The following is a 25,222-nucleotide window of genomic DNA, read 5'->3' on the forward strand; positions in this document are numbered from 1 at the left end:
GTCCGCAAACCATTCTCCCTCATAGACTGGGGCGGTGAGTGGACTGATACAGGTAGTTGGCGGAGCAATAGTGGACTCGTTGGCGAACCCTGCCCGCATACTGGTGGCCAGGCGGACTGCTCCCGAGCAGTTCGCTGGGCTCTGGGAATTTCCCGGCGGGAAAGTGGACGCCGGTGAGGAATGCGAGGCCGCATTGCACCGGGAACTGAGTGAGGAGCTCGGCGTGCGTGTCCGGCTGGGGCTCGAGCTCCCGGCAGCGGCGGCCACCGGATGGCGGCTGAACGACCGGGCAAGCATGCGGGTCTGGCTGGCCGAAATTATCCAGGGCGAGCCGCAACCCCTCGAGGACCACGACGCATTACGCTGGGTCGCGCTGACGGACCACCGGGAAGTGCTGGACCTGCCCTGGATCCCGGCCGATTTCCCCATTGTCGAAGCCCTCCTGCACTCACTCAGCGCGCAGCAGCCAGACACGCACGCGCGTTGAAATCCTGACGTCAGAACAGGGTAGGTTGACGGAGCGCTGTTGCTTCGTCGGCGTTCCGAAAGTCAGCGCCTGTTGTCCCGGGGACAGGCAGGATTCCTTCCGGATACTGGGCTTCCTCGCCTCGGGGATCGTCTGCCAGATCGCGGTGGCTGAAGCCGTGGCCGCTGGTGAAGCCATGCCGGTGCTTGAAATAGCGCACCTTTGCGGCGAGCCAGGTGCGGTATTCCTTCGACGCGTAGGACCCTGTGTCATAGAGGCGCCGGTAGCGGCCAGCCAGTTCCGGATGGTTCTTGGCAATCCACTGCATGAACCACTCGCGTGTTCCCGGCTTCAGGTAGAGGGCGCCGGCGGTGACGCCCGTGGCACCGGCCGCGGCCAACGAAGCGAACAGGGAATCAAGGGCTTCGTCACTGTCGGACAGCCACGGCAGGATAGGCATCGCCATAACACCGCAGGGGAGCCCGGCATCGCGTAAGCGGGAGACCAGCTTCAGCCGCGCCCGAGGCCCTGGCGTGCCTGGTTCCACGGCTTCCGAGAGTGCCTCATCCGTCATGGCCAGGGAAATGCCCACCCCTACCGGCACCTGGGCGGCAGCACGCTTCAGGAGCGGCATGTCCCGGGCGAGCAGCGTCCCCTTGGTAAGGATGGACAACGGCGTACCTGAGTCAGCCAGCGCCGTGATGATTCCCGGCATCAGCTGGTAGCGGCCCTCGGCCCGCTGGTAGGGGTCCGTGTTGGTGCCAAGCGCCACCTGGTGACGGCCCCAGGACGGTTTGGCCAGCTCCTTCCGGAGGACCTCGGCCGCATTGACCTTGACCACCACCTGGCTGTCGAAATCCAGTCCGGCGTCAAAGTCGAGATACGTGTGGCTCTTGCGCGCAAAACAGTAAACACAGGCATGGCTGCAGCCGCGGTACGGGTTCACGGTCCACTCAAACGGCATCCGCGACCCGGCCACCACCTTATTGAGCACCGATTTGGCGGTGACCTCATGAAAGGTGATGCCGGCGAATTCGGGGGTGGTCACAGAACGGACCAACCCGGCAAGGGGAAGCAGGGCAGGTGATGGGCCACTTCCGAGGTCATCGGCGGGCCGGGGCATCAGCGCTTGTTCATCCCATCTCATGCCTTCCATTCGAATATATGTTCGAACTTAAGTCAAGGACCGGGCGCCGCGGAAGTCCGCGCGCCGGGCTCACCGGCGGCAGGGCTCACGTCAGGCTGGTCGCGCCGGACTCACCGCCCGCCGGACTCACTGCCCGCCGGACTCACTGCCCGCCGGGGGCTCCGCCCCGTGGCTTCGGCCGGTGGCTTCCGCTTGCGTCGGCCCCCGGGAAACCGTCAGTCCAACAATTCCCACACCACGGTGACGCTGGCGTTAATGCCCGCGTGGCCCGCCTCCACGCTGATGGCTTCGCTGGCGGCGGCGCGCTGGATCCGGGCCACCGGAACCGGCCCGGGCGCATCCGGGTGCTCGGCAACGGACATCACCGCGCCAAGCCGCGCGGACGCCAGGGATGCAAACTGTTCGGCTTTGACTGAGGCATCCTGCCATGCAGCGTCCCGGGCGAGGGCGGCGACGGCTGACTCATCCGAGAAGCCAAGTTCCAGTCCGTTCAGGCGCACGTCATCGCCGCCGGCGTCTACTGCGGCGGCAATAACGGCGGATGCCGCGCTGACCTGCCGCAGGCGCACGGTGAGCATGCTGGAGGTCACGTACCCGGTCACCTGCTGGCCCCCGCTGTCGCGCCAGACGAACTCCGGCCGGACGTTCAGTCCGGAGGTCCGGATGTCCGTGTCAGCCAGGCCGTGCCGGCGGAGCGCACCGGATACAGCTGCGGACGCTGTTCCTGCATCCGCATAGGCGGCGCCCACGCTGTCCCGCCGACACTCGACGCCCACAGAAATCGTCAGTAAGTCAGGTGGCGCCTCCGCCGTCCCCGTTCCGGTCACGATAATGGTCCTGTTGCTTGTCGTGGTGTTGGGTTCGCCCGTCATTGTCAGACCTCGATTCCGACGGCGCCATGGGGCGCCGGCTTTGGTGTCCGGATGTCAACATAACCGCCGGCTGCCAGGCCGGCCTGCCGTTCGAAGAAATTCGCCGACGCCGGATTGCCCGTCCGGAGCTGCGACCAGCCGGCGGCCAGGAAATACAGCGGAAGGAAGGGCAACCCCAGGCAGTAGGCGTACTGGCTGCAGTGCTTTTCCTCATGCCCCAGGAGCGCCGGATTGGACGTCAGTTCTTCAGCCCGGATCCGGTAGATGACCACGTTGCCCAGGGTGAAGGCCCCCGCATACGGAATGCGCCACCGGTAGCCGGACGCCATGACCAGCCCGCGGGGGCCTTTGCTGACGGCGGTTCCCGCAGCCGCGGCAACGGCCAGGCCCAGCAGGGTAGTGCCGTTGGCCAGGTTGGCGAGCTGTCGTACGCGCTGCCCCGGCGTCAACAGCTGCGCGGCTGACGGGCCCTGCCCTTGTGTCATGAGGCCATGGTAACCGGAGCCTTCACTTAGACTGGAGGATAGTGGCCGCCAGTTTTTGACCGGTGTGCCCTGACCTGGTCATCGAGTGCATTCAGCAAGCATGGATTCACGGAATGACCTGCCAGTGACGGATGCGCTGCCGGGTAACCGCGCGCGGCTGCACCCCTCACCGGCAGCCCCGACTCGTAGCTAAGAACAGTAGATGACTGAAACTTTGCCGGGCGCCGCCATCCCGAACCCTACGGATGAAGCCGCCATCACTGCCGCTGTAGACCAGGCCATCGCCGCCATTGCCGGCGCAGGCACCCTTGACGAACTCAAGGCGGTGAGGCTGGCGCACACCGGTGAGAAGTCACCGCTCAGCCTGGCCAACCGGGAGATCGGCGGACTGCCGAAAGACCAGAAAGCCGTAGCCGGCAAACTCATGGGTTCCTCACGGGGCCGGGTCAACAAGGCGCTCGCGGACCGCACCGCCGAGCTGGAAGCACAAAACGACGCCCGGATCCTGCTGGAAGAGACGGTGGACGTCACTGCCGCACCCCGCCGTCGTCGGGCAGGAGCGCGTCACCCGCTCTCCACGCTGCAGGACCGCGTGGCGGACATCTTTGTGGGCATGGGCTGGGAAATCGCCGAAGGCCCCGAGGTGGAATCCGAATGGTTCAACTTCGACGCCCTGAACTTCAAGCCGGACCACCCCGCCCGCGAAATGCAGGACACGTTTTTCGTGGAGCCGCCGGAGGCCCACCTGGTGATGCGTACGCACACCTCCCCGGTGCAGGTCCGGTCCATGCTGGAACGCGAGTTGCCCATCTACGTCCTCTGCCCCGGCAAGGTGTTCCGCACCGATGAACTGGACGCGACGCACACCCCGGTCTTCCACCAGTTCGAGGGCCTCGCCATCGACAAGAACTTGAGCATGGCCGACCTCCTGGGCACCCTGGAGCACTTCACCCGGCAGTTGTTCGGCGACGAAGCGTCCGTCCGGCTGCGCCCGAACTATTTCCCCTTCACCGAACCCTCCGCGGAACTCGACATCTGGCACCCGGGCGCCAAGGGCGGCCCGCGCTGGATCGAATGGGGCGGCTGCGGCATGATCAACCCCAACGTCCTCCGCGCCGCGGGCATCGACCCGGATATCTACTCCGGTTTCGCATTTGGCATGGGTATCGAGCGCGCGCTCATGTTCCGCAATGACGTCGGCGACATGCGCGACATGATCGAAGGCGACGTACGTTTCAGCGAGCACTTCGGGATGGAGATCTAACAGTGCGTATCCCACTTTCCTGGCTGCGTGAATTCGCAGCAGTACCGGCCGGAGCAACGGCCGAAGACGTGATGGCCGAACTGGTCAAGGTCGGTTTTGAAGAAGAGGACGTCCACCGTCCCACGGACGCCTTGCAGGGTCCGGTTGTGGTGGGCCAGGTCCTGAGCATCGTCAAGGAACCCCAGACCAACGGCAAAACCATCAACTGGTGCCAGGTCCGGGTTGTCCCCGAAGGCCAGGAACAGACCCTGACCGGCGACAGCATCGACCCGTCCGGGGTGCAGGGGATCATCTGCGGCGCCCACAACTTCGTGGAGGGCGACAAGGTAGTAGTCACGCTGCCCGGCGCGGTCCTGCCCGGCGACTTCCACATCTCCGCGCGGAAGACCTACGGCCACCTGTCCGCCGGCATGATCGCCTCCGTGCGTGAGCTTGGCATCGGCGAGGACCACGACGGCATCCTGGTCCTGTCCCGCATCGGGCTTGATCCGGAAATCGGCACGGACGCCATGGAACTGCTCGGCCTTTATGACCAGGCAGCCGAGATCAACGTGACCCCGGACCGCGGCTACGCGTTCTCCATCCGTGGTGTGGCCCGTGAATACGCCCACGCCACCGGCACGGGATTCACGGACCCCGCTACCAAGGTCCAGGCTCCGGCGGAGCTTTCCGGCGGCTACGGCGTGAAGCTCAACGACGACGCTCCCATCTATGGCAAGCCCGGCTGCGACCGTTTCGTGGCCCGCACCGTCCGCGGCGTCGACGCCACCAAACCGACGCCCCCGTGGATGACCTCAAGGCTCCGGCTTGCCGGGATCCGCTCCATCTCCCTGCCCGTGGACATCTCCAACTACGTGATGCTCGAGCTTGGCCAGCCCACGCACTGCTATGACCTGGACAAGCTGTCCGGCGACATCGTGGTCCGCCGCGCCGTGGCGGGGGAGAAGATCACCACCCTGGACGACAAGGAGCGCGCGCTCGATATCGAGGACCTCCTCATCACCGACGGTTCCGGCGCGATCGGCATTGCCGGCGTGATGGGCGGTGCAGCCACCGAGGTGAGCGATTCGACGTCGAACGTCCTGGTGGAAGCTGCGCACTTCGACGAGGTGTCCATTGGCCGTTCCCGCCGCCGGCACAAGCTGCCGTCCGAGGCGTCCAAGCGCTTCGAGCGCGGCGTCGACTGGCACGTGGCGGACATCGCTGCCCAGCGTGTTGTTGACCTCCTGGTGGACCTCGCCGGCGGGGTTGCCGACCAGGCGGGGACCGACGTCGGGACCGCGCCGGACGCCGTGACCATCGCGCTGCCGGCAGCCTTCGCTTCCCAGCGGATCGGCATCGATTTCACCGAGGAACAGATCACCACTTCGCTGGTGGACCTCGGCGCCGTGGTGGAAAAGAACGACGGCGGCTGGACCGTTACCGCCCCCAGCTGGCGCAACGACCTGGAAACCAAGGAAGACCTCACCGAGGAAATCGCAAGGCTGGTGGGCTACGACAACATCCCCGCCACCCTTCCGGTGGCCCCTCCGGGACGTGGCCTGACCCGCGTGCAGCAGCAGCGCCGTCGGCTCATCCAGTCACTGGCCGACGCCGGTCTGACCGAAGTCCTGGCCTACCCGTTCGTCTCCAAGGCGGCCAACGACACGTTCGGCGTCGCCGAGCAGGGGGCGGCCCGGAGCGCGGTCAAGCTGGCGAACCCGATCAGCGAGGAACACGGCTTCCTGCGCACGTCCATCCTCCCCGGGCTGATCGAGGTGGCCAAGCGGAACTACTCCCGCGGGTTCCGCGACCTGGCGCTCTTCGAGTCGGGCCTCGTTTTCCTGCCGGGCGAGACCGTGGGTACTCAGTCCATCCCGCCGCTGGGCGTCAAGCCTTCCGACGAGGTACTGGATGCACTGTACGACGGCGTTCCGGACCAGCCGCTGCACGTCGCCGCTGTCCTCACGGGCCACGATTCACCCGCTGCCGCCGGCCACACGCCGCGCTTGTGGGACTGGTCAGACGCGCTTGACATTGCCCGGCTCGCCGGGGATGTCCTGGGTGTGGAGGTTGTGGTCAGCCAGGGTGCGCACCAGGCGTTCCACCCGGGCCGTGCCGCGCAGCTCTCGCTGCGGACCGGCGAAGTAGTGGGTTACGCCGGCGAGCTGCACCCGAAGCTCCTGGCCGCGCACGACATGCCTGCCCGTTCGGTGGCGCTGGAGTTCAACGCGGATGCCCTGTTCGAGGCAGCTGCGGATGTGATTGTGGCCCGCCACATCTCCACGTTCCCGGTGGCCACCCAGGACGTTGCCCTGGTGGTGCCGCAGGAGATTCCCGCGGACCAGGTCCTCGAAGCGCTCCGCGAAGGCGCCGGCGAGCTGCTGGAGGACGTGGCGCTGTTCGACGTCTACGCCGGCAAGGGTATTGAAGAAGGCAAGAAATCGCTCGCCTTCGGCCTGCGTTTCCGGGCAACGGACCGGACGCTGACGGCCGATGAGGCCTCGGCTGCGCGCGAAAGCGCGGTTGCCCTGGCTGCAGAGCGCTTCGGCGCCGTCCAGCGCTAAACGCGGATCCGGATGGCAGGGCTGGTGGGGGCGGGGCCGGTGGCGCCAGTGCCGGTCCTGCGTTCCTGCCCTCCCGGCGTATCCGAAGGGCAGGACCCGACGGCGGGCCACCAGTCAGTAGTGCTGGGGCCCGCCGAGCTGGCCCGAGCAGCTGCCCTGGCACCCGGCCCGCGGGCCGTTTTTGTCGCTGGCCGGCGTGCCCTGCGAAGGTTCGCAGCAGAACTGCTGGACGTCCCGGCGTCGGACCTCACCACTCACTTCAGCTGCCCCCGGTGCGGCTCCGGCCCCGAGCTATCGCACGGCAGGCCGGGTTATACGCTCAGGGGAGAGCCGGTGCCGCTCGCGCTGAGCCTGTCCCGGAGTTCCGGGTGGATCCTGTTGGGCGCCGTGGTGGATCCACCGGCCGGAGTCACGATGGGCCTGGACCTGGGGGACCCGTCCGGCATGGCCTTTGAGGGGTTCGACGGCGTGGCGCTCACCACCGCGGAGCGCGCGGCCCTAACCGGGCTGGCCGGGCCTTTGCTGCTGCAGGAGCGGGCAAGGCTCTGGGCGCGTAAGGAAGCCTGGCTCAAGATGACGGGCGACGGTCTCGCCACGGCGCCGGACACGCTCGACGTTTTGTCGCGCCCGGAAATCCGGGACCTGGCCGCCGGCGAGGCGGGCCTCCCGCTCAACTTTCGCGCCGCCGTCGCGGTTTCGCGCACCGGCAGCTAGCGACGTTGTTGTCAGCGCACTTGCCCGTCACCGCACTTGCTGGTCAGCGCACCGGCAGCGGCGGAAGGGCGGCCTCGAGCAGCCACGGGTGCAGCAGCGCCTCGGTGTCCAGTCCGGTTGCCCGGTCCGCGGCGAGAATAAAGGCCGCCGTGGAAACTGAACCGTGACGGTGGGCATCTGTCCAGTCGTGCAGCAACGCAAAGAATGCCAGGTCGCCGCACCGGACCCGCAGGGCATGCAGGGCCAAGGCTCCCCGCTTGTAGACGCGGTCATCAAACATTAGCTCGGGCCCGGGGTCGCCCACGATAATGTCCTGGCTGCCGGCGGCCAGTTTCCGCCAGGCTGCGGCGGCCCGGTCCGCGACAGGGAGGACGCCCGCCTCCTCCGACCAGATCCACTCCGCATAGCAGGCGAAGCCCTCGTGGAGCCAGATGTCCGACCATGATGCGGCAGTGAGGGAGTTCCCGAACCACTGGTGCGCGAGCTCGTGGGCGATGAGCCGCTGGGATTCCCACTCCTGCGTCAGGTGGTTCCGGCCCAGAATGGAGAGCGTCTGCGCTTCAAGCGGTATTTCCAGCTCGTCTTCGGTCACCACCACGGAGTATTCCGGGAAAGGGTAGGGGCCGAAACAGCTGGCAAAGGTGCGCATCATCTCAGGCTGCCTGGCCAGGCCTTCGCGGGCCGTGTCGACCAGCAGCGCCGGGACGGCGGCGAACTGCGGAACCTGCCCGTCCACGGGGAAGGGAGTCAGGGCGAGGAACTCATAGCGGCCGATCTGGACCGTGGCCAGGTAGGTGGCCATGGGCTCGGCCTGTTCGTAGACCCAGGTCTCGCGGCTGGCCCTGCTGGTGTGGGAGATCAGGGTGCCGTTACACACGGCCCGGTAATTGGCGTCGGTGGTCACACTGATCCGGTAGCTGGCCTTGTCACCGGGGTGGTCGTTGCACGGGAACCAGGAGGCGGCGCCGTTCGGCTGGCCGGCCACAAGGACGCCGTCGGTGAGTTCCTCCCAGCCCACCTCGCCCCAGAACCCGCGCCGGGGACCGGGGTTGCCTTCGTAGCGGATGTCGAGGGTAAATTCCTCGCCCGCGGGCAGCGCGGCCTCGGGCACAATGACCAACTGCCCGGCGCGCTGGCTGAACTTTTTTACCCGGCGCCCGCTGAGCTGGATCTTCGTGGCCCGGAGCCCGATCAGGTCCAGTACGAGGGCCGCCGTCGCGTACTGGGTGACGGCGGTCAGGACCGCGCGCCCGTTCAGGCGGTTACTGCTGAGCTTGTAGTCAAGGTCCAGTTCGTAGCGGCTGACCTTGTACGCGTTTGTGCCATGGCCGGGCATATAGGGGTCGGGCGAAGATGCGCCGTGCTCCGAGGTGCGTGCAGGGCCGTTACTGGCGGCCGTGGGGCTCGGTGCGGGGGAACTCATAAGACGGTCTTTCCGATCAGCGTAGGGCGGCAGGACAGCTGGTACTGCGGGGCTAGCGTGGTTTGGGAGCGGACGCTGCGGGACCGCTCCAGGGGCTCACCGGGTTGCCCATCCAATAGGTCGCGGCGGGAACGGATTCGCCCCGCATCACCAGCGAGGCCGGTCCTACAGTTCCACCGCTGCCGATGCTCGCCTGCGGCAGGATGACGCCGTGGGGGCCCATGGTTGCTCCGTCTTCGAGGGTAACAGTGTCCAGGCTCATGACCCGGTCATGGAACAGGTGGGTTTGGACCACACAGCCACGGTTGACGGTGGAGTTCCGCCCGAGGGTGACCAGGTCCGCTTCGGGAAGCCAGTAGCTTTCGCACCACGTGCCGCGGCCGATCCGGGCGCCGAGCGCCCGGAGCCACCAGACCAGGGCCGGGGTCCCGGTGGCTGCCCGCGCGAACCAGGGGGCGCTGACCATTTCGATAAACGTATCGACCACCTCGTTGCGCCAAATGAAGGAGCTCCAGAGCGGGTGCTCGCCGGCACGGATCCGGCCCACGAGGACCCACTTGGCGACGACGGCGCTGCCGGCGGCAACCGCGCCCGCCAGCAGCATCACGACGCCGCCCAGGGCTGCGGCAATCCCGTAGTTGTAGGCGGCGGCCAGCCAGTCAAAAGCAAGCATCACGCCGGCGGCGATCGCCACCGTTACCACCACGGGGATGAAGCGGCCCAGTTCCCAGAGGCAGCGGGCAAACTTGAGCCGCAGCGGCGGCTGGTACGTGCGGGTGTCGTCCGAGGCGATGGCGGTGCGCCGGAGCCGCACAGGCGGGCTGCCCAACCAGGAGGTCCCGGACTTGGCTTTGGCCGGTGTGGCCGACAGGACGGCGACGAGTGAGTTCTTGGGGACATTCCTGCCGGCAGCGGTCATGCCCGAGTTGCCCAGGAAGGAGCGCTTGCCGATCTTCGCGGGCGCAATCCGCAGCCACCCGCCGTCGAGCTCGTAGGAGGCCACCATGGTGTCGTCGGCCAGGAAGGCGCCCTCGCCCACGGTGGTCATCTTGGGGATGAGCAGGACCGTGGAGGCTTCGACGTTCTTGCCGATCTTGGCGCCCAGCAGGCGCAGCCAGACCGGAGTGAAGAGACTGGCATAAACGGGGAAGAGCAGGTCGCGGGCCAGGTCCAGCACACGTTCCGTGGCCCAGACCTGCCAGCCGATCCGGCTGCGGACGCGGTAGTAGCCCTCCGCCAGGCCGGTGCCGAGCATCCGGGTGGTGACCAAAATCAGCAGGAGGTTGACGACGAACCACACGAGGGCCGCGGGTGCGAGGGCCTGCAGGAGTTGCGGGACGGCTGCGGAGAGCGATTCGCTGCCTTGGATAAAGGCAAAGACCACCAGTGCCGCGGCGGCGGCGGAGACGTAAGGGATCAGGGCCAGCACGGCTGAAGCCATGGCGAATCCGGCGAACCAGAGCCGGCCAATCAGCCGATGTTCGGCAGGAGTGTCCGGCAGCGAGTGCTTGGCCTTGCCCCGGCGCTCGGCGGGGGAGCCGGCCACGTGGTGGCCGGCCTTTACTTTGCCGAGGACGGCCGAGCCGGGCTCCACCTGGGCTCCGGCGCCGATGGAAGCGCCGGGCATCAGCGTGCTGCGCGCCCCGACGCTGGCTCCTGCCCCGATATGGACGGCCCCGATGTGGACGATGTCCCCGTCGATCCACCAACCGGAAAGATCCACTTCAGGCTCGACGTTGGAGCCGCTGCCGAGGGAAAGCATCCCGGTGACAGGCGGCAGTGAGTGCAGTTGGACGTTGTTGCCGATCTTGGCGCCCAACGCCCGGGCGTAGTACGGCACCCATGGTGCGCTGGCGAGGCTGATGGCCCCGGCGAGGTCCTGGATCTGTTCGGCCAGCCAGAGGCGCACGTGCACCCGTCCGGAGCGCGGGTACGTTCCCGGCCCCACCTTCCGGAGCAGCATCCGGGCCGCGGCCACGGAAATCAGCATACGGCCGGCCGGGGAGACGAAGACGAGCCAGGAGGCGGCCACCCACCACCAGGAAACTGTGGGGGCAGCGCTGAAGCCGGCCAATGCGGCCAGCACGTTGTTAGCCGCCATGAGGTAGGTCAGCCAGCGCATCCCCACCAGGATGTGCAAGGGAATGCCCATCAGCGTCTGGAAGACCTGGGACTTAAACGCGGTGGGGCGTACAGTCCGGGACGGCGCCGGCCCGGTGGCCACTCCGTCGGGAAGGGTCTGGCGGGCCGCATCAATCAGGGCACCGATCCTGGGTGTGGCATAAATGTCGGCGACCGTGATGGTCGGGTACCGGACCCTGAGGGCGGAGACCAGCTGGGCAGCGGACAGGGAGCCGCCGCCATAGGCGAAAAAGTCGGCGTCGAGGCTTGTTACGGTGCTGCCAAGGACTGCAGTCCACTGTTCGGCCACCCAGGAGGCATCTTCGGGGAGGTTCAAGGGGGCAGCGTCGGCCTCCGCCGCACCGGTCCCGCTCAGCGGCCAGGGCAGGGCGTGGCGGTCCACCTTGCCGCTGGTCTTGGTGGGCAGGGAGTCGACGACGGTCAGCAGCGGAATGAGGGGCGCGGGGAGGCTCTCTGCCAGGAGCTCGCGGGCGGCCGCCAGATCCAGGTCAGCGTCGGCGGCGGCCAGGTAGCCCACCAGGATCTGGTTTCCCGCAGCGGTTGTCCGTACTGCCGCAGCAGCTCCGGCAACGTGCGGGAGCGCCTGCAGGGCGGCGTCAATTTCGCCCAGTTCGATCCGGCGTCCACCGAGCTTGACCTGTTCGTCGGCGCGGCCCATAAAGATCAGTCCGGCGGCTTCGTAGCGGACCAGATCGCCCGAACGGTAGGCGCGATCCCAGCCGAAGGACGGCATGGGCGCGTACTTCTCCCGGTCCTTGTCCGGGTCAAGGTAACGGGCCAGTCCGACGCCGCCGATGATCAGTTCGCCGATCTCCCCTTCGCCGACGGGCAGTCCTTCAGCATCCACCACGGCCAGGTCCCAGCCGTCCAGGGGCAGTCCGATCCGGACTGGACCGGGGCCACCCAGGGGAGCCGCGCAGGCCACTACCGTGGCCTCCGTGGGGCCATAGGTGTTCCAGACTTCACGGCCCGGGATGGCAAGCCGCTCGGCCAGCTCGGGCGGGCAGGCCTCGCCGCCGAAAATCAGGAGCCGGACGCTCTCCAAGGACTCGGCCGGCCAGAGGGCAGCCAACGTAGGAACGGTGGACACTGCGGTGATGCCGTGGCTGATGAGCCACGGGCCGAGGTCCGTTCCGGTCCTGACCAGGGCCCGCGGTGCGGGCACCAGGCAGGCGCCGTGACGCCAGGCAAGCCACATTTCCTCACACGAGGCATCAAAGGCGACCGAAAGCCCTGCCAGTACCCTGTCCTGCGGGCCGAGGGGCTCCGCCTGCAGGAAGATCCGGGCTTCGGCGTCAACAAAGGCGGCGGCGGAGCGGTGCTGGACCGCGACGCCCTTGGGCGTGCCGGTGGAACCGGAGGTAAAGATCACCCACGCGTCATCGCCGGGCTCGGCGGAACGGCTTTCGGCAGCACGATGCTCGGCTTCACCGCGTTCCGGGGAGTCAGGGACGGAGACCGCGGCCCCACCCGTGAGCACTGCGGCTACGCCAGCCTCACCCGTGAGCACTGCGGCTACGCCAGCCTCACCCGTGAGCACTGCGGCTACGCCAGCCTCACCCGTGAGCACTGCGGCTACGCCAGCCTCACCGAAAACGAGCCGGGCACGTTCCTCAGGGTCGTCAGCGTCCACAGGAACGTAGGCGGCACCGATGTGCAGGATAGCGAGAATCGAGATGTAGAGCTCGCTGGTCCCGGACGGAATGCGCACACCTATCCTGTCGCCGGCGCCCAGCCCGGCGGCCTGGAGCTCCCGTCCTTTGGCCCGGACCGCGGTCATCAGGTCGGCGTAGCTCAGCGAACGCCGGCCGTCGTCGAGCGCTGAGGCCTCCGGGAAACGTGCCGCCGAGTCCGCCAGGATGGCCATGAGGGTCCGCTCGGGCGGGGCCAGAGGAAAACCGGCCAGCTGGGGGCGGTAGGGATCCTCCGGCAGGGATGCTACGACGTTTGACTGATGCTCACTCACGGACGGATTCTGCCTGAGTAGAGTGAACGCAGGGTGTCCAGAATTAGTTGAATATTCATGTTCTGTTCACGCGCGCTGCCTGTATCCATTAGGGAACCAGCAGGACCTTGCCCGTGGTGCGCCGGCCCTCGAGGTCCTCATGGGAACGCCGTGCCTCGGCCAGTGGGTAGGTGGCGCCGATCCGTACGTTCAAGTGCCCCTTTTCTGCGGCGGCGAAGATCTCCGCCGAGCGCCAGCGGCGCTCCTGCTCGTTGAGCAGGAAGTGGGCTAGGGACGGACGCGTCAGCGTCAGCGAACCGCCGGCGTTGAGGCGCTGCGGATCCACCGGCGGAACGGCCCCGGAGGCTGCCCCGAACAGGACCAGCATGCCTCGTGTGCGGAGGCAGGAGAGGGACCCGTCAAAGGTGTTCCGGCCGACGCCGTCGTACACCACGTCCACGCCCTTCCCGTTGGTGAGTTCGCGGACATGGTGGGGGAAGCCCTCGTACCGCAGCACATGGTCGGCCCCGGCGTCGCGGGCAAGTTCTTCCTTGGCCTCCGAGGAAACCGTAGTGATGACACGGGCGCCCCTCTCCTTCAGCAGCTGGATCAGCAGCAGGCCGACGCCGCCGGCACCCGCGTGCGTCAGTACTGTGTGGCCCGGTTCGACCTTGAAGGAGGAATTGATGAGGTAGTGGGCGGTCATGCCTTGGAGCGGCAAGGCAGCCGCCGTTAGGTCGTCGACGCCGTCCGGCACCGGAAGTGCCTTGGCCGCATCGAGCACCGCGTAGCCGGCGTAGCATTTAGTGGCCTCGGCCGTGGCCACCCTGCTGCCGACTGCGAAGTTTTCGGTGCCTTCGCCGAGCTCTTCTACAGTCCCAGCGGCTTCCGAGCCAGGCGTAAAGGGGAACGGGACCTGGTACATGCCCCCGCGCTGGTAGGTGTCGATGAAGTTCACCCCGGCTGCCGCCACCTTGATGAGCAACTGGCCGGGACCCGGCGTCGGTCGGTCCACCTCGGCGATCTCGAGGACTTCCGGACCTCCGGACTGGCGGGCAACGATGGCTTGCATAAAAAGGTCTCCTCTCCGGGCGGGGGTTTCCCGCGGCCGGTGTCTCTGACCATCCTAGGGATACCGCTACCGACGACGAAGCGACGGCCGGTAGCCGGCCGTCGCTTCGGGTCATACGGGGCAGAGTCATTCGGGGGAGCCCGCGTGGCTCGGGGTGCGTGCTAGAACCGCCGGGTCACCGTTGCCATGGGGCACTCGAAGTGGCGTCCTGCAGCAAGGCCTACATCGTTCAGGTATCGGACGATGATGCCGTAGGACTGCAGCAGCGTGGTTTCCGTGTAGGGAACCTGGTGCTTCTTGCAGTACTCGCGGACAATCTTGGCTGCCTTATCCAGCTGGGGGCGTGCCATGTCCGGGAAGAGGTGGTGCTCAGCCTGGCGATTCAGGCCGCCGAGCAGGATGTCCATAAACCGGCCACCGGAGATGTTCCGTGACGTCAGGACCTGGCGGCTGAAGAAGTCCACGCGGCTGTCCGCGGGCAGGACCGGCATGCCCTTGTGGTTCGGCGCGAAGGAAGCACCCATGTAGAAACCGAAGACGGCGAGCTGCACGCCGATGAACGCGAACGCCATTCCGAGCGGCAGGAACGTGAAGGCCAGCACGGGCAGGAGGCTAAGCCGGACCAGCAAAATGGGAAGCTCTACCCATCGGTGTGTCACCTTGGCCCGGCGGAAGACGAACTTCACGGAATCGATCTGCAGCCCCAGGCCAACAAGGAACAGTAGCGGGAAGAAGAACCAGCCCTGCTTGCGGGTCAGGAACGAAAACCTGCCCTGCCGCGTGGCGGCACCTTCGGTGTGGAAGGCGATGGCCCCCGTGGCAATGTCAGGATCCTTCGAAATGACGTTGGGGTGGTTGTGGTGGGCGCCGTGCTTCTGCTCCCACCAGGAATAGCTCATGCCGGCAACCGAGGTGGCCAGGATCCGGGCGGTCCAGTCGTTGGCCCGGCGCGACGCGAAGATCTGGCGGTGCCCGGCCTCGTGGGCCAGGAAACTCAGCTGTGTGCAGAGGACCCCGACGGCCGCGGCGATGAGGAGCTGGAACCAGCTGTCGCCGATCAGGGCAAAACCGAACCAGGTGGCGGCCATGAGGAGTACCAGGCTGGCAAAGAGCGTGATGTAGAAACCGACGCGGCGTTCCAGCAGGCCTTCAGCCTTGACGCTCTTCAACAGCTCCGAATAGCTCAGGACAACGGCGTTGGGCTGCCGGACACGCGATTTTGGGCGCTCTGACGTGGGAAGGGTGGTGGTCATGGAGCGGGGCCTCGTAACTGTTTCGGGCAACGCTGCAGCCGACATTCGGACTGCACGGTCATGATCACCCTCACCCCATCTTACGCCTGCTTGTCCAGCGGCCCCCGGGGAATCGATGCCGACATCGATGCATAAATATCGGGCACACTGAATACTTTTGCTGTAAGATTCACGGCATGACTATTTCTGTTGCCGTCTCCGGTGCCAGCGGCTACGCCGGGGGAGAAGTCCTGCGGCTCCTGGCGGGACATCCGGACGTGACCATCGGTGCCATCACCGCGCACAGCAACGCAGGCTCCCGCCTTGGCGAGCTGCAGCCGCACCTGCACGGACTGGCCAGCCGCATCCTGGAAGACACCACCGTGGAGAATCTCTCCGGGCACGATGTGGTGTTCCTGGCACTTCCTCACGGTGCTTCCGCCGAGATCGCGGCACAGCTCCCCGAAGGCACAGTTGTGATCGACGCCGGCGCAGACCACCGCCTCGAGGATCCAACCGCGTGGGAAAAATTCTACGGCTCGGCCCACGCCGGAACGTGGCCCTACGGTCTGCCGGAGCTCCCCGGCCAGCGCGAGGCCCTCAAGGGCGCCACGCGGATCGCCGTCCCGGGCTGCTACCCGACGTCGGCCCTCCTGGCACTGGCGCCCGGGTTCGCCGCCAAAATGCTCCAGCCCGACGACGTCGTGATCATTTCCGCCTCCGGCACCTCGGGTGCGGGCAAGGCCGCGAAGGTGAACCTCATCGGTTCTGAGGTGATGGGCTCCATGAGCCCGTACGGCGTGGGCGGCGGCCACCGCCACACCCCCGAGATTGAACAGGGCCTCTCCAATGCTGCCGGCGAGAGTGTCACGGTGTCCTTCACCCCGACGCTCGCGCCTATGAGCCGCGGCATCCTCACCACTGCCACCGCGAAGGTCAAGCCCGGCACCTCGGCGGCGGACCTCCGCCAGGCGTGGGCTGATGCCTACGACGACGAACCGTTTGTCCACCTCCTGCCGGAAGGGCAGTGGCCCGCCACCAAGTCGGTCCAGGGCTCCAACCACGCGGCCATGCAGTTGGCGCTGGATGAGCACACGGGCCGCGTGGTTGTGACATGCGTCATTGATAACCTGACCAAGGGAACTGCCGGCGGCGCCGTGCAGTCCATGAACATTGCCCTTGGCCTGCCGGAAACCGCCGGCCTCAACCTGCAGGGAGTTGCACCGTGACCGTTACCGCCCCCCTGGGATTCCGCGCCGCAGGCGTCACCGCCGGCCTGAAGACGTCCGGTAAGCCGGACTTCGCCCTGGTCGTCAACGATGGCCCGTCCAAGGCGGCGGCCGCCGTCTTCACCAGCAACCGTGTGGCCGCGGCTCCCGTCCACTGGTCCCGCCAGGTCGTCTCGGACGGCCGTGTGGACGCAGTGGTCCTCAACTCCGGCGGTGCCAACGCCTGCACCGGTCCCCAAGGGTTCCAGAACACCCACAGCACGGCCGAAAAAGTGGCCGCGGTCCTCGGCATCTCGGCGACGGACGTGTTTGTCTGTTCCACCGGCCTGATCGGCGAGCAGTTGCCCATGGACAAGATCCTCCCGGGCGTCGAAGCTGCCTCGGCAGCGCTCAGCACCGACGGTGGGCCGGATGCGGCCAACGCCATCATGACCACAGACTCGGTGCCCAAGTCCGCGCTGTTCATCGGCACGGACGCCGACGGCCAGGAGTTCACCATAGGCGGCATCGCCAAGGGCGCCGGCATGCTGGCACCCGGCTTGGCCACCATGCTGGTGGTCCTCACCACCGACGCCGACGTCGAAGCGGAAATGCTCGACGTCGTCCTCCGCGATGCCACGCGCGTCACCTTCGACCGGGCTGATTCGGACGGCTGCATGTCCACCAACGACACCGTGGTGCTGCTGGCGTCCGGCGCGTCCGGCGCCGTCCCGTCCGCGGAAGCCTTTGGTGCCGGGCTGACCCAGGTGTGCGCTGAACTGGCGCGCAAGCTGATCGGGGACGCCGAAGGCGCCAGCCACGATATCGCAATCCGCACGTTCAATGCGGCCAGCGAGCGGGACGCCGAAACCGTCAGCCGCTCCGTGGCCCGGTCCAACCTGTTCAAGGCAGCCATCTTCGGTAAGGACCCTAACTGGGGCCGCGTGCTGTCCGCCGTGGGCACCACGGACGCCGAGTTCGAACCGGACCAGCTGAACGTCGCCATCAACGGCATCCAGATCTGCCGCAACGGCAGCATCGGCGACGACCGAAACCTGGTGGACCTGGAACCCCGCGAAGTCCTGGTGGAAATTGACCTGCAGTCCGGTGATGCCGAAGCCACCATTTGGACCAACGACCTCACCCACGACTACGTCCACGAGAACAGCGCCTACTCGAGCTGATCCTCACGCTAGATCCACCAGCAACCCTGGAGATACTGCACGCATGAACACCCAGACCCGTGAAACGACGTCCATGAGTGATGCCCAAAGCAAGGCCGGCACGCTGATCGAGGCGTTGCCCTGGATCCAACGGTTCGCCGGCACCACCATGGTGATCAAATACGGCGGCAACGCCATGGTTAATGACGAGCTGCGCCGTGCCTTCGCCGAAGACGTGGTATTCCTGCACCACGTGGGCATCCACCCCGTGGTGGTCCACGGCGGCGGCCCGCAGATCAACTCCATGCTGGCGCGGCTGGGCATCGAGTCCGAGTTCAAAGGCGGCCTCCGCGTCACCACCCCCGAAGCCATGGACGTGGTCCGGATGGTCCTCACCGGCCAGGTGGGCCGCGAACTGGTGGGCCTGATCAACTCCCACGGCCCCTACGCCGTGGGAATGTCCGGCGAAGACGGCGGCCTGCTCCGTGCCGTCCGGACCGGCACCGTCATTGACGGCGAGGAAGTGGACCTGGGCCTGGTGGGCGAAGTCGTCGGCGTAAACCCGGAGGGCATCCTGGACATCCTGGCCGCGGGCCGCATCCCGGTCATTTCCACCGTGGCACCGGAAATCGAGTCCGACGGCCTCGAGACGGCAGCCGGAGAGGTCCAGACCACCGGGCAGGTCCTCAACGTCAACGCGGACACCGCCGCGGCCGCCCTCGCCGAAGCCCTGGGGGCCTCCAAGCTTGTGATCCTCACCGACGTCGAAGGACTGTACGCCAACTGGCCGGACCGGTCCTCCCTCATCTCCTCCCTCACGGCCTCGGAGCTGCGCCAGCTGCTGCCCTCCTTGGAATCGGGCATGATCCCCAAGATGGAGGCATGCCTCAAGGCGATTGACGGCGGAGTGGAACGCGCGCACATCGTGGACGGCCGTCTGCCGCATTCCATGCTCCTGGAAACATTCACGACGGCGGGCATCGGCACGCAGGTCGTGCCCGACGAGGAAGTGAAAGCATCGTGACCGACACAGAACTAAGCCATTCCGTTGCGGAGGCCGCCGCAAGCGCGCTCGTTGGCCACACCAGCGGAGCTGATTGGCTAAAGCGCTACGCCACGTCCCTGATGGGCGTTTTTGGTACCCCGCAGCGTGTCCTGGTCCGCGGTGCCGGCTGCCTGGTCTGGGACGCCGACGGCAAGGAATACCTGGACCTGCTCGGCGGTATCGCCGTCAATGCCCTGGGCCACGCCCACCCGTTTGTCACCTCAGTGATTTCCAGCCAGCTGGCCACGCTGGGGCACGTCTCCAATTTCTTCACCAGCCCCACCCAGATCGCGCTGGCCGAAAAGCTGCTGTCACTGACGCACGCCCCGGCGGGCTCCAAGGTTTTCTTCGCCAACTCGGGAACCGAAGCGGTCGAGGCCGCCTTCAAACTGGCGCGGCGCAATGGCACGGGCCCGGACGGCGCCGCGGGCAAGCGCACCAAGATCATCGCCCTGGAAGGTGCCTTCCACGGCCGCACCATGGGTGCCCTGGCCCTGACCGCCAAGGAAGCCTACCGCGCACCGTTCGAGCCGCTGCCCGGCGGTGTGGTCCACATCCCGTTCGGAGACATTGACGCCCTCGAAGCCGCAGTTGACGAGACCGTGGCCGCTGTCTTCCTGGAGCCCATCCAGGGCGAAGCCGGAGTACGTCCACTGCCCCCGGGCTACCTGAAGGCAGCCCGCGAGGCCACCACCAAGGCCGGCGCCCTGCTGATCCTGGACGAGGTCCAGACCGGAATCGGCCGCACCGGCAAATGGCTCGCTACGGAGGACACCGGGATTGTTCCCGACGCCATCACCCTGGCCAAAGGCCTCGGCGGCGGCTTCCCCATCGGCGCGCTGCTCACGTTCGGTGAGCAGACGTCGTCGCTGCTGACCGCAGGCCAGCACGGCACCACCTTCGGCGGCAACCCGGTGGCGACGGCGGCCGCGCTGGCCACGCTGCACGCGATCGAAAGCCAGCGGGTACTGGAAAATGTTGCTGCCGTGGGGGACTACCTCCGCGCCGGACTCGCCGCCGTCGACGGCGTCACCGAAGTCCGAGGCGAAGGCCTGCTCATCGGCTTCGACCTGGACTCCGACGTGGCCCCCGTCGTGGTGACCGCCGGCCTTGACGCCGGCTTCATCGTCAATAGCGCCGGCCCGCGCACCATCCGGCTTGCCCCGCCGCTGATCCTCACCCAAGACCAGGCAGGCACCTTCCTTGCCGCCCTCCCGGCAATCCTCCAGACAGCTAAGGACGCGCAGTGACCCCTTTAGTTTCTTCCGCCGGTACAGCACCCAACAGCACCCGCCACTTCCTGAAGGACACGGACCTCAGCCCCGCTGAGCAGGCCGAAGTCCTGGATCTTGCCGTCCGCATGAAGGCAGCGCCCTACAGCGTGCAGCCTTTCGCCGGAGAGGGGAACGGCCGCAAGACCGTGGCCGTCATCTTCGACAAGACCTCCACCCGGACGCGCGTTTCGTTCGCCACGGGCATCGCGGACATGGGCGGCAACGCCCTGATCATCAACCCCGGCGAGGCACAGATCGGCCATAAGGAATCTGTCGAGGACACCGCCAAGGTCCTGGAGCGCATGGTCTCCACCATTGTGTGGCGCACCGGGGCGCACTCGGGCCTGGTGGCGATGGCGGAAAACTCCAAGGTGCCGGTCATCAACGCCCTGTGCGATGACTACCACCCCTGCCAGCTCCTCGCCGACCTGCTCGCCGTGAAGGAGCACAAGGGCGAACTCAAGGGCCTCACCATGACCTACCTGGGCGACGCCGCGAACAACATGGCCAACTCGTATCTCCTGGCGGGCGTCACCGCGGGGATGCACGTCCGCATCGCCGGGCCGGAAGGCTACCTCCCGGCCGCGGACATCGTGGCCGCGGCCGAGGAACGAGCCGCCCAGACCGGCGGTTCCGTGCTGGTCACCACCGACGCCGCCGCTGCCCTCAAGGGTGCGGACGTTGTGGCCACGGACACCTGGGTCTCCATGGGCCAGGAAACCGAAAAGGAAGCCCGGCTGCAGCTGTTCCGGGAGTACTCCGTCGATGAGGCGGCCATGGCACACGCGGCGGACGACGCCGTCGTGCTTCACTGCCTGCCCGCGTACCGCGGCTACGAGATTTCGGCGGGCGTCATCGACGGCCCGCAGTCGATCGTGTGGGACGAAGCCGAGAACCGGCTGCACGCGCAGAAGGCCCTGATGGCCTGGCTGATGCACCAGTCCGGGCTCGCCGTCGTCGAAGGCCTGGCCCTGGTGGACGGGCTGGCGCCACAGGAGGTTGGCAACTAGTGTCCGTCCCGCCGGCATCGCCGGGCTCCAGCCCGGCCACCAAAACGGCCCGCCAGGCGCGCATCACCGCCATCCTGACGGGTGAATCGGTGCGCTCCCAGGCGGAGCTGGCCGCTTTGCTGGCGGACGACGGCGTACAGGTCACCCAGGCCACGCTGTCCCGGGACCTCGTGGAACTCGGCGCCGTCCGGGTCCGCGGCAAGGAAGGCGTGCTGGTTTACGCCGTCCCCGGCGAGGGCGGCGAACGTGCGGCCAAGAGCGGGGTCAGCCAGGAGATCCTGGATGCCCGGCTTGCCCGGCTGTGCAGTGAACTCCTGGTCACGGCGGAAGCCTCGGCCAACATCGCGGTGCTCCGGACCCCGCCCGGTGCGGCCAACTTCCTGGCCCTGGCCATTGACCACTCGGTGATGCCCTCCATCCTGGGGACCATTGCCGGTGACGACACCGTGCTGCTGGTTTCCCGGGATCCGCAGGGCGGGCAGGACCTCGCGGTCCGGTTCCTGCAGCTCGCCGAGGAAGCCGGCGGCGGCCAGTAGGCCCACACCGCCCGAACACGCTCCCGGTGTGACAGGCTTTCCCCAGAACGTTTTTCCCTGAAGAATTTCCCCGATCAACATCTACAACCCCAATTAGGAGCATTTTCGTGACTGAGCGCATTGTTCTGGCCTACTCCGGTGGCCTCGATACTTCCGTGGCCATCGGCTGGATCGGTGAAGCCACCGGTGCCGAGGTCATCGCCGTGGCGGTCGACGTCGGACAGGGCGGCGAGTCGCTGGAGACCATCCGCCAGCGCGCCCTCGGCTGCGGCGCCGTCGAAGCCTACGTGGCCGACGCGTCCGACGAGTTCGCCAACGAATATTGCATGCCCACGCTGAAGGCCAACGCCCTCTACCAGGGCCACTACCCGCTGGTTTCGGCCATCTCCCGGCCGGTCATCGTCAAGCACCTGGTCAAGGCCGCCCGTGAATTCGGCGCCACCACCGTGGCCCACGGCTGCACCGGCAAGGGCAACGACCAGGTCCGCTTTGAGGTGGGCATCCAGACCCTCGGCCCGGACCTGAAGTGCATCGCACCGGTCCGCGACCTCGCCCTCACCCGCGACAAGGCCATCGCCTTCGCCGAGGAAAAGGGACTGCCGATCGAGACCACCAAGAAGAACCCGTACTCGATCGACCAGAACGTCTGGGGACGCGCCGTCGAAACCGGTTACCTCGAGGACATCTGGAACGCGCCCACCAAGGACATCTACGACTACACCGCGACGCCGGAGTTCCCGCCGGCCCCGGATGAGGTCACCATTTCCTTCGAAGCCGGCGTGCCGGTAGCGATCGACGGCGTCCGGGTCACCCCGCTGCAGGCCATCAAGGAACTGAACCGCCGTGCCGGCGCGCAGGGCGTGGGCCGGATCGACGTCGTCGAGGACCGCCTCGTGGGCATCAAGTCCCGCGAAATCTACGAAGCCCCCGGTGCCATGGCGCTGATCACCGCGCACAAGCACCTCGAGGACATCACCGTCGAGCGCGAGCAGGCCCGCTTCAAGGCCTCTGTTGGCCAGCGCTGGGCCGAGCTGGTCTACGACGGCCAGTGGTTCTCACCGCTCAAGCGCTCCCTGGACGCGTTCATCGAAGACACCCAGAAGTACGTCACCGGCGACATCCGCATGGTGCTGCACGGTGGACAGGCGATCGTCAACGGCCGCCGCTCCGAGACCTCGCTCTACGACTTCGACCTCGCCACCTACGACACCGGCGACACGTTCGACCAGTCCATGGCGCGCGGCTTCATCGAGCTGTGGGGCATGTCCGCCAAGGTTGCCTCAGGCCGCGATATCCGCGTCGCAGGAAAGTAAATATCGGTGGTTGAGCCTGTCGAAACCCCGAAATCCGACGCGACCAACACCGGCGCACTGTGGGGCGGCCGGTTCGCCGGCGGCCCCGCGGACGCCCTCGCGGCCCTGAGCAAGTCCACGCACTTTGACTGGCGGCTGGCCCGCTACGACATCGCCGGCTCCAAAGCGCACGCCCGCGTGCTGCACAAGGCCGGGCTGCTGGACGACGCCGAACTCGACGGCATGCTGGACGCCCTGGGCCGGCTGGATGACGACGTCGCCTCCGGCGCGTACCTGCCGGCCGAGTCCGACGAGGACGTGCACGGGTCACTGGAACGCGGCCTGATCGAGCGCGCCGGCACCCAGCTGGGCGGCAAGCTCCGCGCCGGCCGGTCCCGCAACGACCAGGTGGCCACGCTGGGCCGCATGTTCCTGCGTGACCACGCCCGGATCATCGCGCGCGGCGTGCTGGCAACCATCGAGGCCCTGGTGGAGCAGGCCAAGGCCCATCAGGGTGTGGCCATGCCCGGCCGCACACACCTGCAGCATGCCCAGCCCATCCTGCTCAGCCACCACCTGCTCGCCCATGCCTGGGCGCTGCTGCGCGATGTGCAGCGGCTCCAGGACTGGGACAAGCGTGCGGGGGTTTCGCCTTACGGCTCCGGCGCCCTCGCGGGCTCGTCCCTGGGCCTCGACCCGGAGGCCGTCGCGGCAGACCTGGGCTTCTTCTCCGCCACCCACAACTCGATTGACGGCACCGCATCCCGCGACGTCTTCGCCGAGTTCGCGTGGGTTACGGCCATGATCGGCGTGGACTTGTCCCGCGTCTCGGAGGAAGTCATCCTGTGGGCCACGAAGGAGTTCTCCTTTGTGACCCTGCACGATTCCTACTCCACCGGTTCCTCGATCATGCCGCAGAAGAAGAACCCCGATGTCGCCGAGCTCGCCCGCGGCAAGGCAGGGCGCCTGATCGGCAACCTGACCGGGCTGCTGGCCACGCTCAAGGGCCTGCCGCTCGCGTACAACCGCGACCTGCAGGAGGACAAGGAGCCGGTCTTCGACGCCGCCGACACCCTGGAGCTGCTGCTTCCGGCTGTCTCGGGCATGATCGCGACGCTGAAGTTCAACACGGAACGGATGGAGTCGCTGGCACCGCAGGGCTTCGCGCTGGCCACGGACATTGCCGAGTGGCTGGTCCGCCAGGGCGTTCCGTTCCGCGAGGCGCACGAGCTCTCCGGAGCAGCGGTCAAGCAGGCCGAAAGCCGCGACGTGGAGTTGTGGGACCTGACGGATGAGGAATACGCCGCCATCTCGGAGCACCTGACACCGGAGGTCCGCACGGTCCTGTCCACCGAAGGGTCGCTCAACAGCCGCAACTCACAGGGCGGCACCGCACCCGCCGCCGTCGAACGCCAGCTGCTCGCGCTGGAAGGCGAGCTCGCCGGCGTGCGGGACTACGCAGCCTAACCCCCAAACGCTCTCTCAGTTGATGCAGCATTTTGGCCAACGCTCTCTCACTTTCCTCAAGAAAGTGAGAGAGCGTTGCCGATATTCATACATTAACTGAGAGAGCGTTCTGCGCTAAGAGTCGTTAACTCTGTCGGCTACCATGGCGCTATGACTGAGATCACTACTTCAGAACTACTGGCCGAACTGCATAAGGCCGCCGACGCCGTGGCCTCGACCGCCGCGAAATTCACCGATGAGGATGTCAAAGCAACGTCGGGACTGCCCGGCTGGACTCGCGGGCACGTCCTGGCGCATCTCGCCGGTATCTCCAACGCCATGGCGCGGCAGCTGGAATTTGCCGCCCGCGGCGCCACTGTTGAGCTGTACGACGGAGGCCAGGACGGACGCACGAAGGCCATCGAGATGGCCGCCGGCCACAATGCGGATGCGCACCGGGCTGACCTGCAGGCCGGCCTGGACCGGGCATTGACGGCTTTTGATTCGCTGGAAGGAGACGCCGGCTGGCAGGCATCCATTGCCTACCGCGGCGGAGTGGTCTTCGACGGCGGCCTCGCGCTGTGGCGTGAGCTGGTGATCCACGCAGCGGACCTGGACGCGGGCCTCGGGCCCGAGACGTGGAGCCGGAAGTTCTGCGAGCACCTCTTCGACTTCCTGGCGGCACGTGTCCCGCCGGGGGAAAAACTCGTGCTGCAGCCACTCGGGCTCCCGCCCGTGACCCTTGGACTCGGCCGTTCCACTGTTATCAGCGGGATGATCACTGACATTGCCGCCTGGCTGGCCGGCCGTGAACCATCGCTCGGCAGCCTGCGGGCAACAGCCGCCGCGGACGGCGTGGACCTCCCGGAACTGCTGCCCTGGCCAGCCGGGACGCCGGCTGCCGGAGCCACGCCATCCGGGACACCCGCAGCGCGGTAGC

General features: G+C 67.1%; 20 protein-coding genes. 13 read left to right on the plus strand and 7 right to left on the minus strand.

Going from position 1 to position 25,222, the window contains the following annotated elements; genetic code table 11:
- Window positions 1-34: 34 nt before the first annotated feature.
- Window positions 35-487: a (deoxy)nucleoside triphosphate pyrophosphohydrolase gene (locus tag NG698_RS17300; RefSeq protein ID WP_252611239.1), complete on the plus strand. Its 453-nt coding sequence runs from the start codon at window positions 35-37 to the stop codon at window positions 485-487.
- Window positions 488-497: 10 nt separating this feature from the next.
- On the opposite strand, the gene NG698_RS17305 is transcribed toward NG698_RS17300, so the two are convergent.
- The 3 genes from NG698_RS17305 to NG698_RS17315 all read right to left on the minus strand — a co-directional run bounded on the left by NG698_RS17305 (window position 498) and on the right by NG698_RS17315 (window position 2,970).
- Window positions 498-1,613, minus strand: a complete 1,116-nt coding sequence (locus NG698_RS17305; RefSeq protein WP_252602068.1) for an Rv2578c family radical SAM protein — start codon at window positions 1,611-1,613, stop codon at window positions 498-500.
- A gap of 215 nt (window positions 1,614-1,828) precedes the next feature.
- Complete coding sequence (locus NG698_RS17310; RefSeq protein ID WP_252611241.1) at window positions 1,829-2,485, minus strand: SIMPL domain-containing protein; 657 nt, start codon at window positions 2,483-2,485, stop codon at window positions 1,829-1,831.
- A gap of 2 nt (window positions 2,486-2,487) precedes the next feature.
- Window positions 2,488-2,970, minus strand: a complete 483-nt coding sequence (locus NG698_RS17315; RefSeq protein WP_252611242.1) for a hypothetical protein — start codon at window positions 2,968-2,970, stop codon at window positions 2,488-2,490.
- A gap of 202 nt (window positions 2,971-3,172) precedes the next feature.
- Between NG698_RS17315 and pheS the strand changes: the two genes are divergently transcribed.
- Genes pheS through NG698_RS17330 form a run of 3 tightly spaced genes read left to right on the plus strand, consistent with a single transcriptional unit; the run spans window position 3,173 to window position 7,494 of the window.
- Window positions 3,173-4,234 (plus strand): phenylalanine--tRNA ligase subunit alpha, encoded by a 1,062-nt coding sequence (gene pheS / locus NG698_RS17320; RefSeq protein WP_104063385.1) that lies wholly within the window; start codon window positions 3,173-3,175, stop codon window positions 4,232-4,234.
- A gap of 2 nt (window positions 4,235-4,236) precedes the next feature.
- A complete protein-coding gene (gene pheT, locus NG698_RS17325) occupies window positions 4,237-6,780 on the plus strand; it encodes a phenylalanine--tRNA ligase subunit beta (protein WP_252611244.1) in 2,544 nt (847 codons plus the stop codon).
- 12 nt (window positions 6,781-6,792) lie between these two features.
- Window positions 6,793-7,494 (plus strand): 4'-phosphopantetheinyl transferase family protein, encoded by a 702-nt coding sequence (locus NG698_RS17330; RefSeq protein WP_252602062.1) that lies wholly within the window; start codon window positions 6,793-6,795, stop codon window positions 7,492-7,494.
- Between the two features lie 43 nt (window positions 7,495-7,537).
- Here NG698_RS17330 and NG698_RS17335 read toward each other — a convergent pair whose 3' ends face one another.
- The 4 genes from NG698_RS17335 to NG698_RS17350 all read right to left on the minus strand — a co-directional run bounded on the left by NG698_RS17335 (window position 7,538) and on the right by NG698_RS17350 (window position 15,329).
- A complete protein-coding gene (locus NG698_RS17335) occupies window positions 7,538-8,917 on the minus strand; it encodes a M1 family metallopeptidase (RefSeq protein WP_252611246.1) in 1,380 nt (459 codons plus the stop codon).
- A 52-nt stretch (window positions 8,918-8,969) separates the two neighbouring features.
- On the minus strand, window positions 8,970-12,926 hold the full coding sequence (locus NG698_RS17340) for a Pls/PosA family non-ribosomal peptide synthetase (RefSeq protein WP_252611276.1): 3,957 nt from the start codon (window positions 12,924-12,926) through the stop codon (window positions 8,970-8,972).
- 187 nt (window positions 12,927-13,113) lie between these two features.
- Complete coding sequence (locus tag NG698_RS17345) at window positions 13,114-14,076, minus strand: quinone oxidoreductase family protein (RefSeq protein ID WP_252611248.1); 963 nt, start codon at window positions 14,074-14,076, stop codon at window positions 13,114-13,116.
- Between the two features lie 161 nt (window positions 14,077-14,237).
- A complete protein-coding gene (locus tag NG698_RS17350; protein ID WP_104063390.1) occupies window positions 14,238-15,329 on the minus strand; it encodes a fatty acid desaturase family protein in 1,092 nt (363 codons plus the stop codon).
- A gap of 176 nt (window positions 15,330-15,505) precedes the next feature.
- Between NG698_RS17350 and argC the strand changes: the two genes are divergently transcribed.
- The 9 genes from argC to NG698_RS17395 all read left to right on the plus strand — a co-directional run bounded on the left by argC (window position 15,506) and on the right by NG698_RS17395 (window position 25,221).
- Complete coding sequence (argC, locus tag NG698_RS17355) at window positions 15,506-16,537, plus strand: N-acetyl-gamma-glutamyl-phosphate reductase (RefSeq protein WP_252602056.1); 1,032 nt, start codon at window positions 15,506-15,508, stop codon at window positions 16,535-16,537.
- Window positions 16,534-17,700: a bifunctional glutamate N-acetyltransferase/amino-acid acetyltransferase ArgJ gene (argJ, locus tag NG698_RS17360; protein WP_252611255.1), complete on the plus strand. Its 1,167-nt coding sequence runs from the start codon at window positions 16,534-16,536 to the stop codon at window positions 17,698-17,700. The genes argC and argJ overlap by 4 nt, the downstream gene beginning before the upstream one ends.
- Window positions 17,701-17,743: 43 nt before the next feature.
- The gene (argB, locus tag NG698_RS17365; RefSeq protein WP_252611258.1) at window positions 17,744-18,703 is read left to right on the plus strand and encodes an acetylglutamate kinase; all 960 of its coding nucleotides are present in this window, start codon (window positions 17,744-17,746) and stop codon (window positions 18,701-18,703) included.
- Window positions 18,700-19,974, plus strand: a complete 1,275-nt coding sequence (locus NG698_RS17370) for an acetylornithine transaminase (RefSeq protein ID WP_252611260.1) — start codon at window positions 18,700-18,702, stop codon at window positions 19,972-19,974. Before argB ends, NG698_RS17370 begins: the two co-directional genes overlap by 4 nt.
- Entirely contained in the window at window positions 19,971-21,008 is a 1,038-nt protein-coding gene (argF, locus tag NG698_RS17375; RefSeq protein WP_252602045.1) for an ornithine carbamoyltransferase, read from the plus strand. The genes NG698_RS17370 and argF overlap by 4 nt, the downstream gene beginning before the upstream one ends.
- Entirely contained in the window at window positions 21,008-21,544 is a 537-nt protein-coding gene (locus NG698_RS17380) for an arginine repressor (protein ID WP_056343008.1), read from the plus strand. The genes argF and NG698_RS17380 overlap by 1 nt, the downstream gene beginning before the upstream one ends.
- A 107-nt stretch (window positions 21,545-21,651) precedes the next feature.
- On the plus strand, window positions 21,652-22,857 hold the full coding sequence (locus tag NG698_RS17385; protein WP_252602038.1) for an argininosuccinate synthase: 1,206 nt from the start codon (window positions 21,652-21,654) through the stop codon (window positions 22,855-22,857).
- Between the two features lie 6 nt (window positions 22,858-22,863).
- Window positions 22,864-24,303 carry an argininosuccinate lyase gene (argH, locus tag NG698_RS17390; RefSeq protein WP_252602035.1) on the plus strand — a complete coding sequence of 480 codons (1,440 nt, stop codon included), beginning with the start codon at window positions 22,864-22,866 and terminating at the stop codon, window positions 24,301-24,303.
- A gap of 150 nt (window positions 24,304-24,453) precedes the next feature.
- Window positions 24,454-25,221 (plus strand): maleylpyruvate isomerase family mycothiol-dependent enzyme, encoded by a 768-nt coding sequence (locus tag NG698_RS17395; RefSeq protein WP_252602033.1) that lies wholly within the window; start codon window positions 24,454-24,456, stop codon window positions 25,219-25,221.
- Window position 25,222: the final 1 nt, after the last annotated feature.

The organism is Pseudarthrobacter raffinosi (assembly GCF_023913735.1).
GTDB lineage: Bacteria > Actinomycetota > Actinomycetes > Actinomycetales > Micrococcaceae > Arthrobacter > Arthrobacter raffinosi.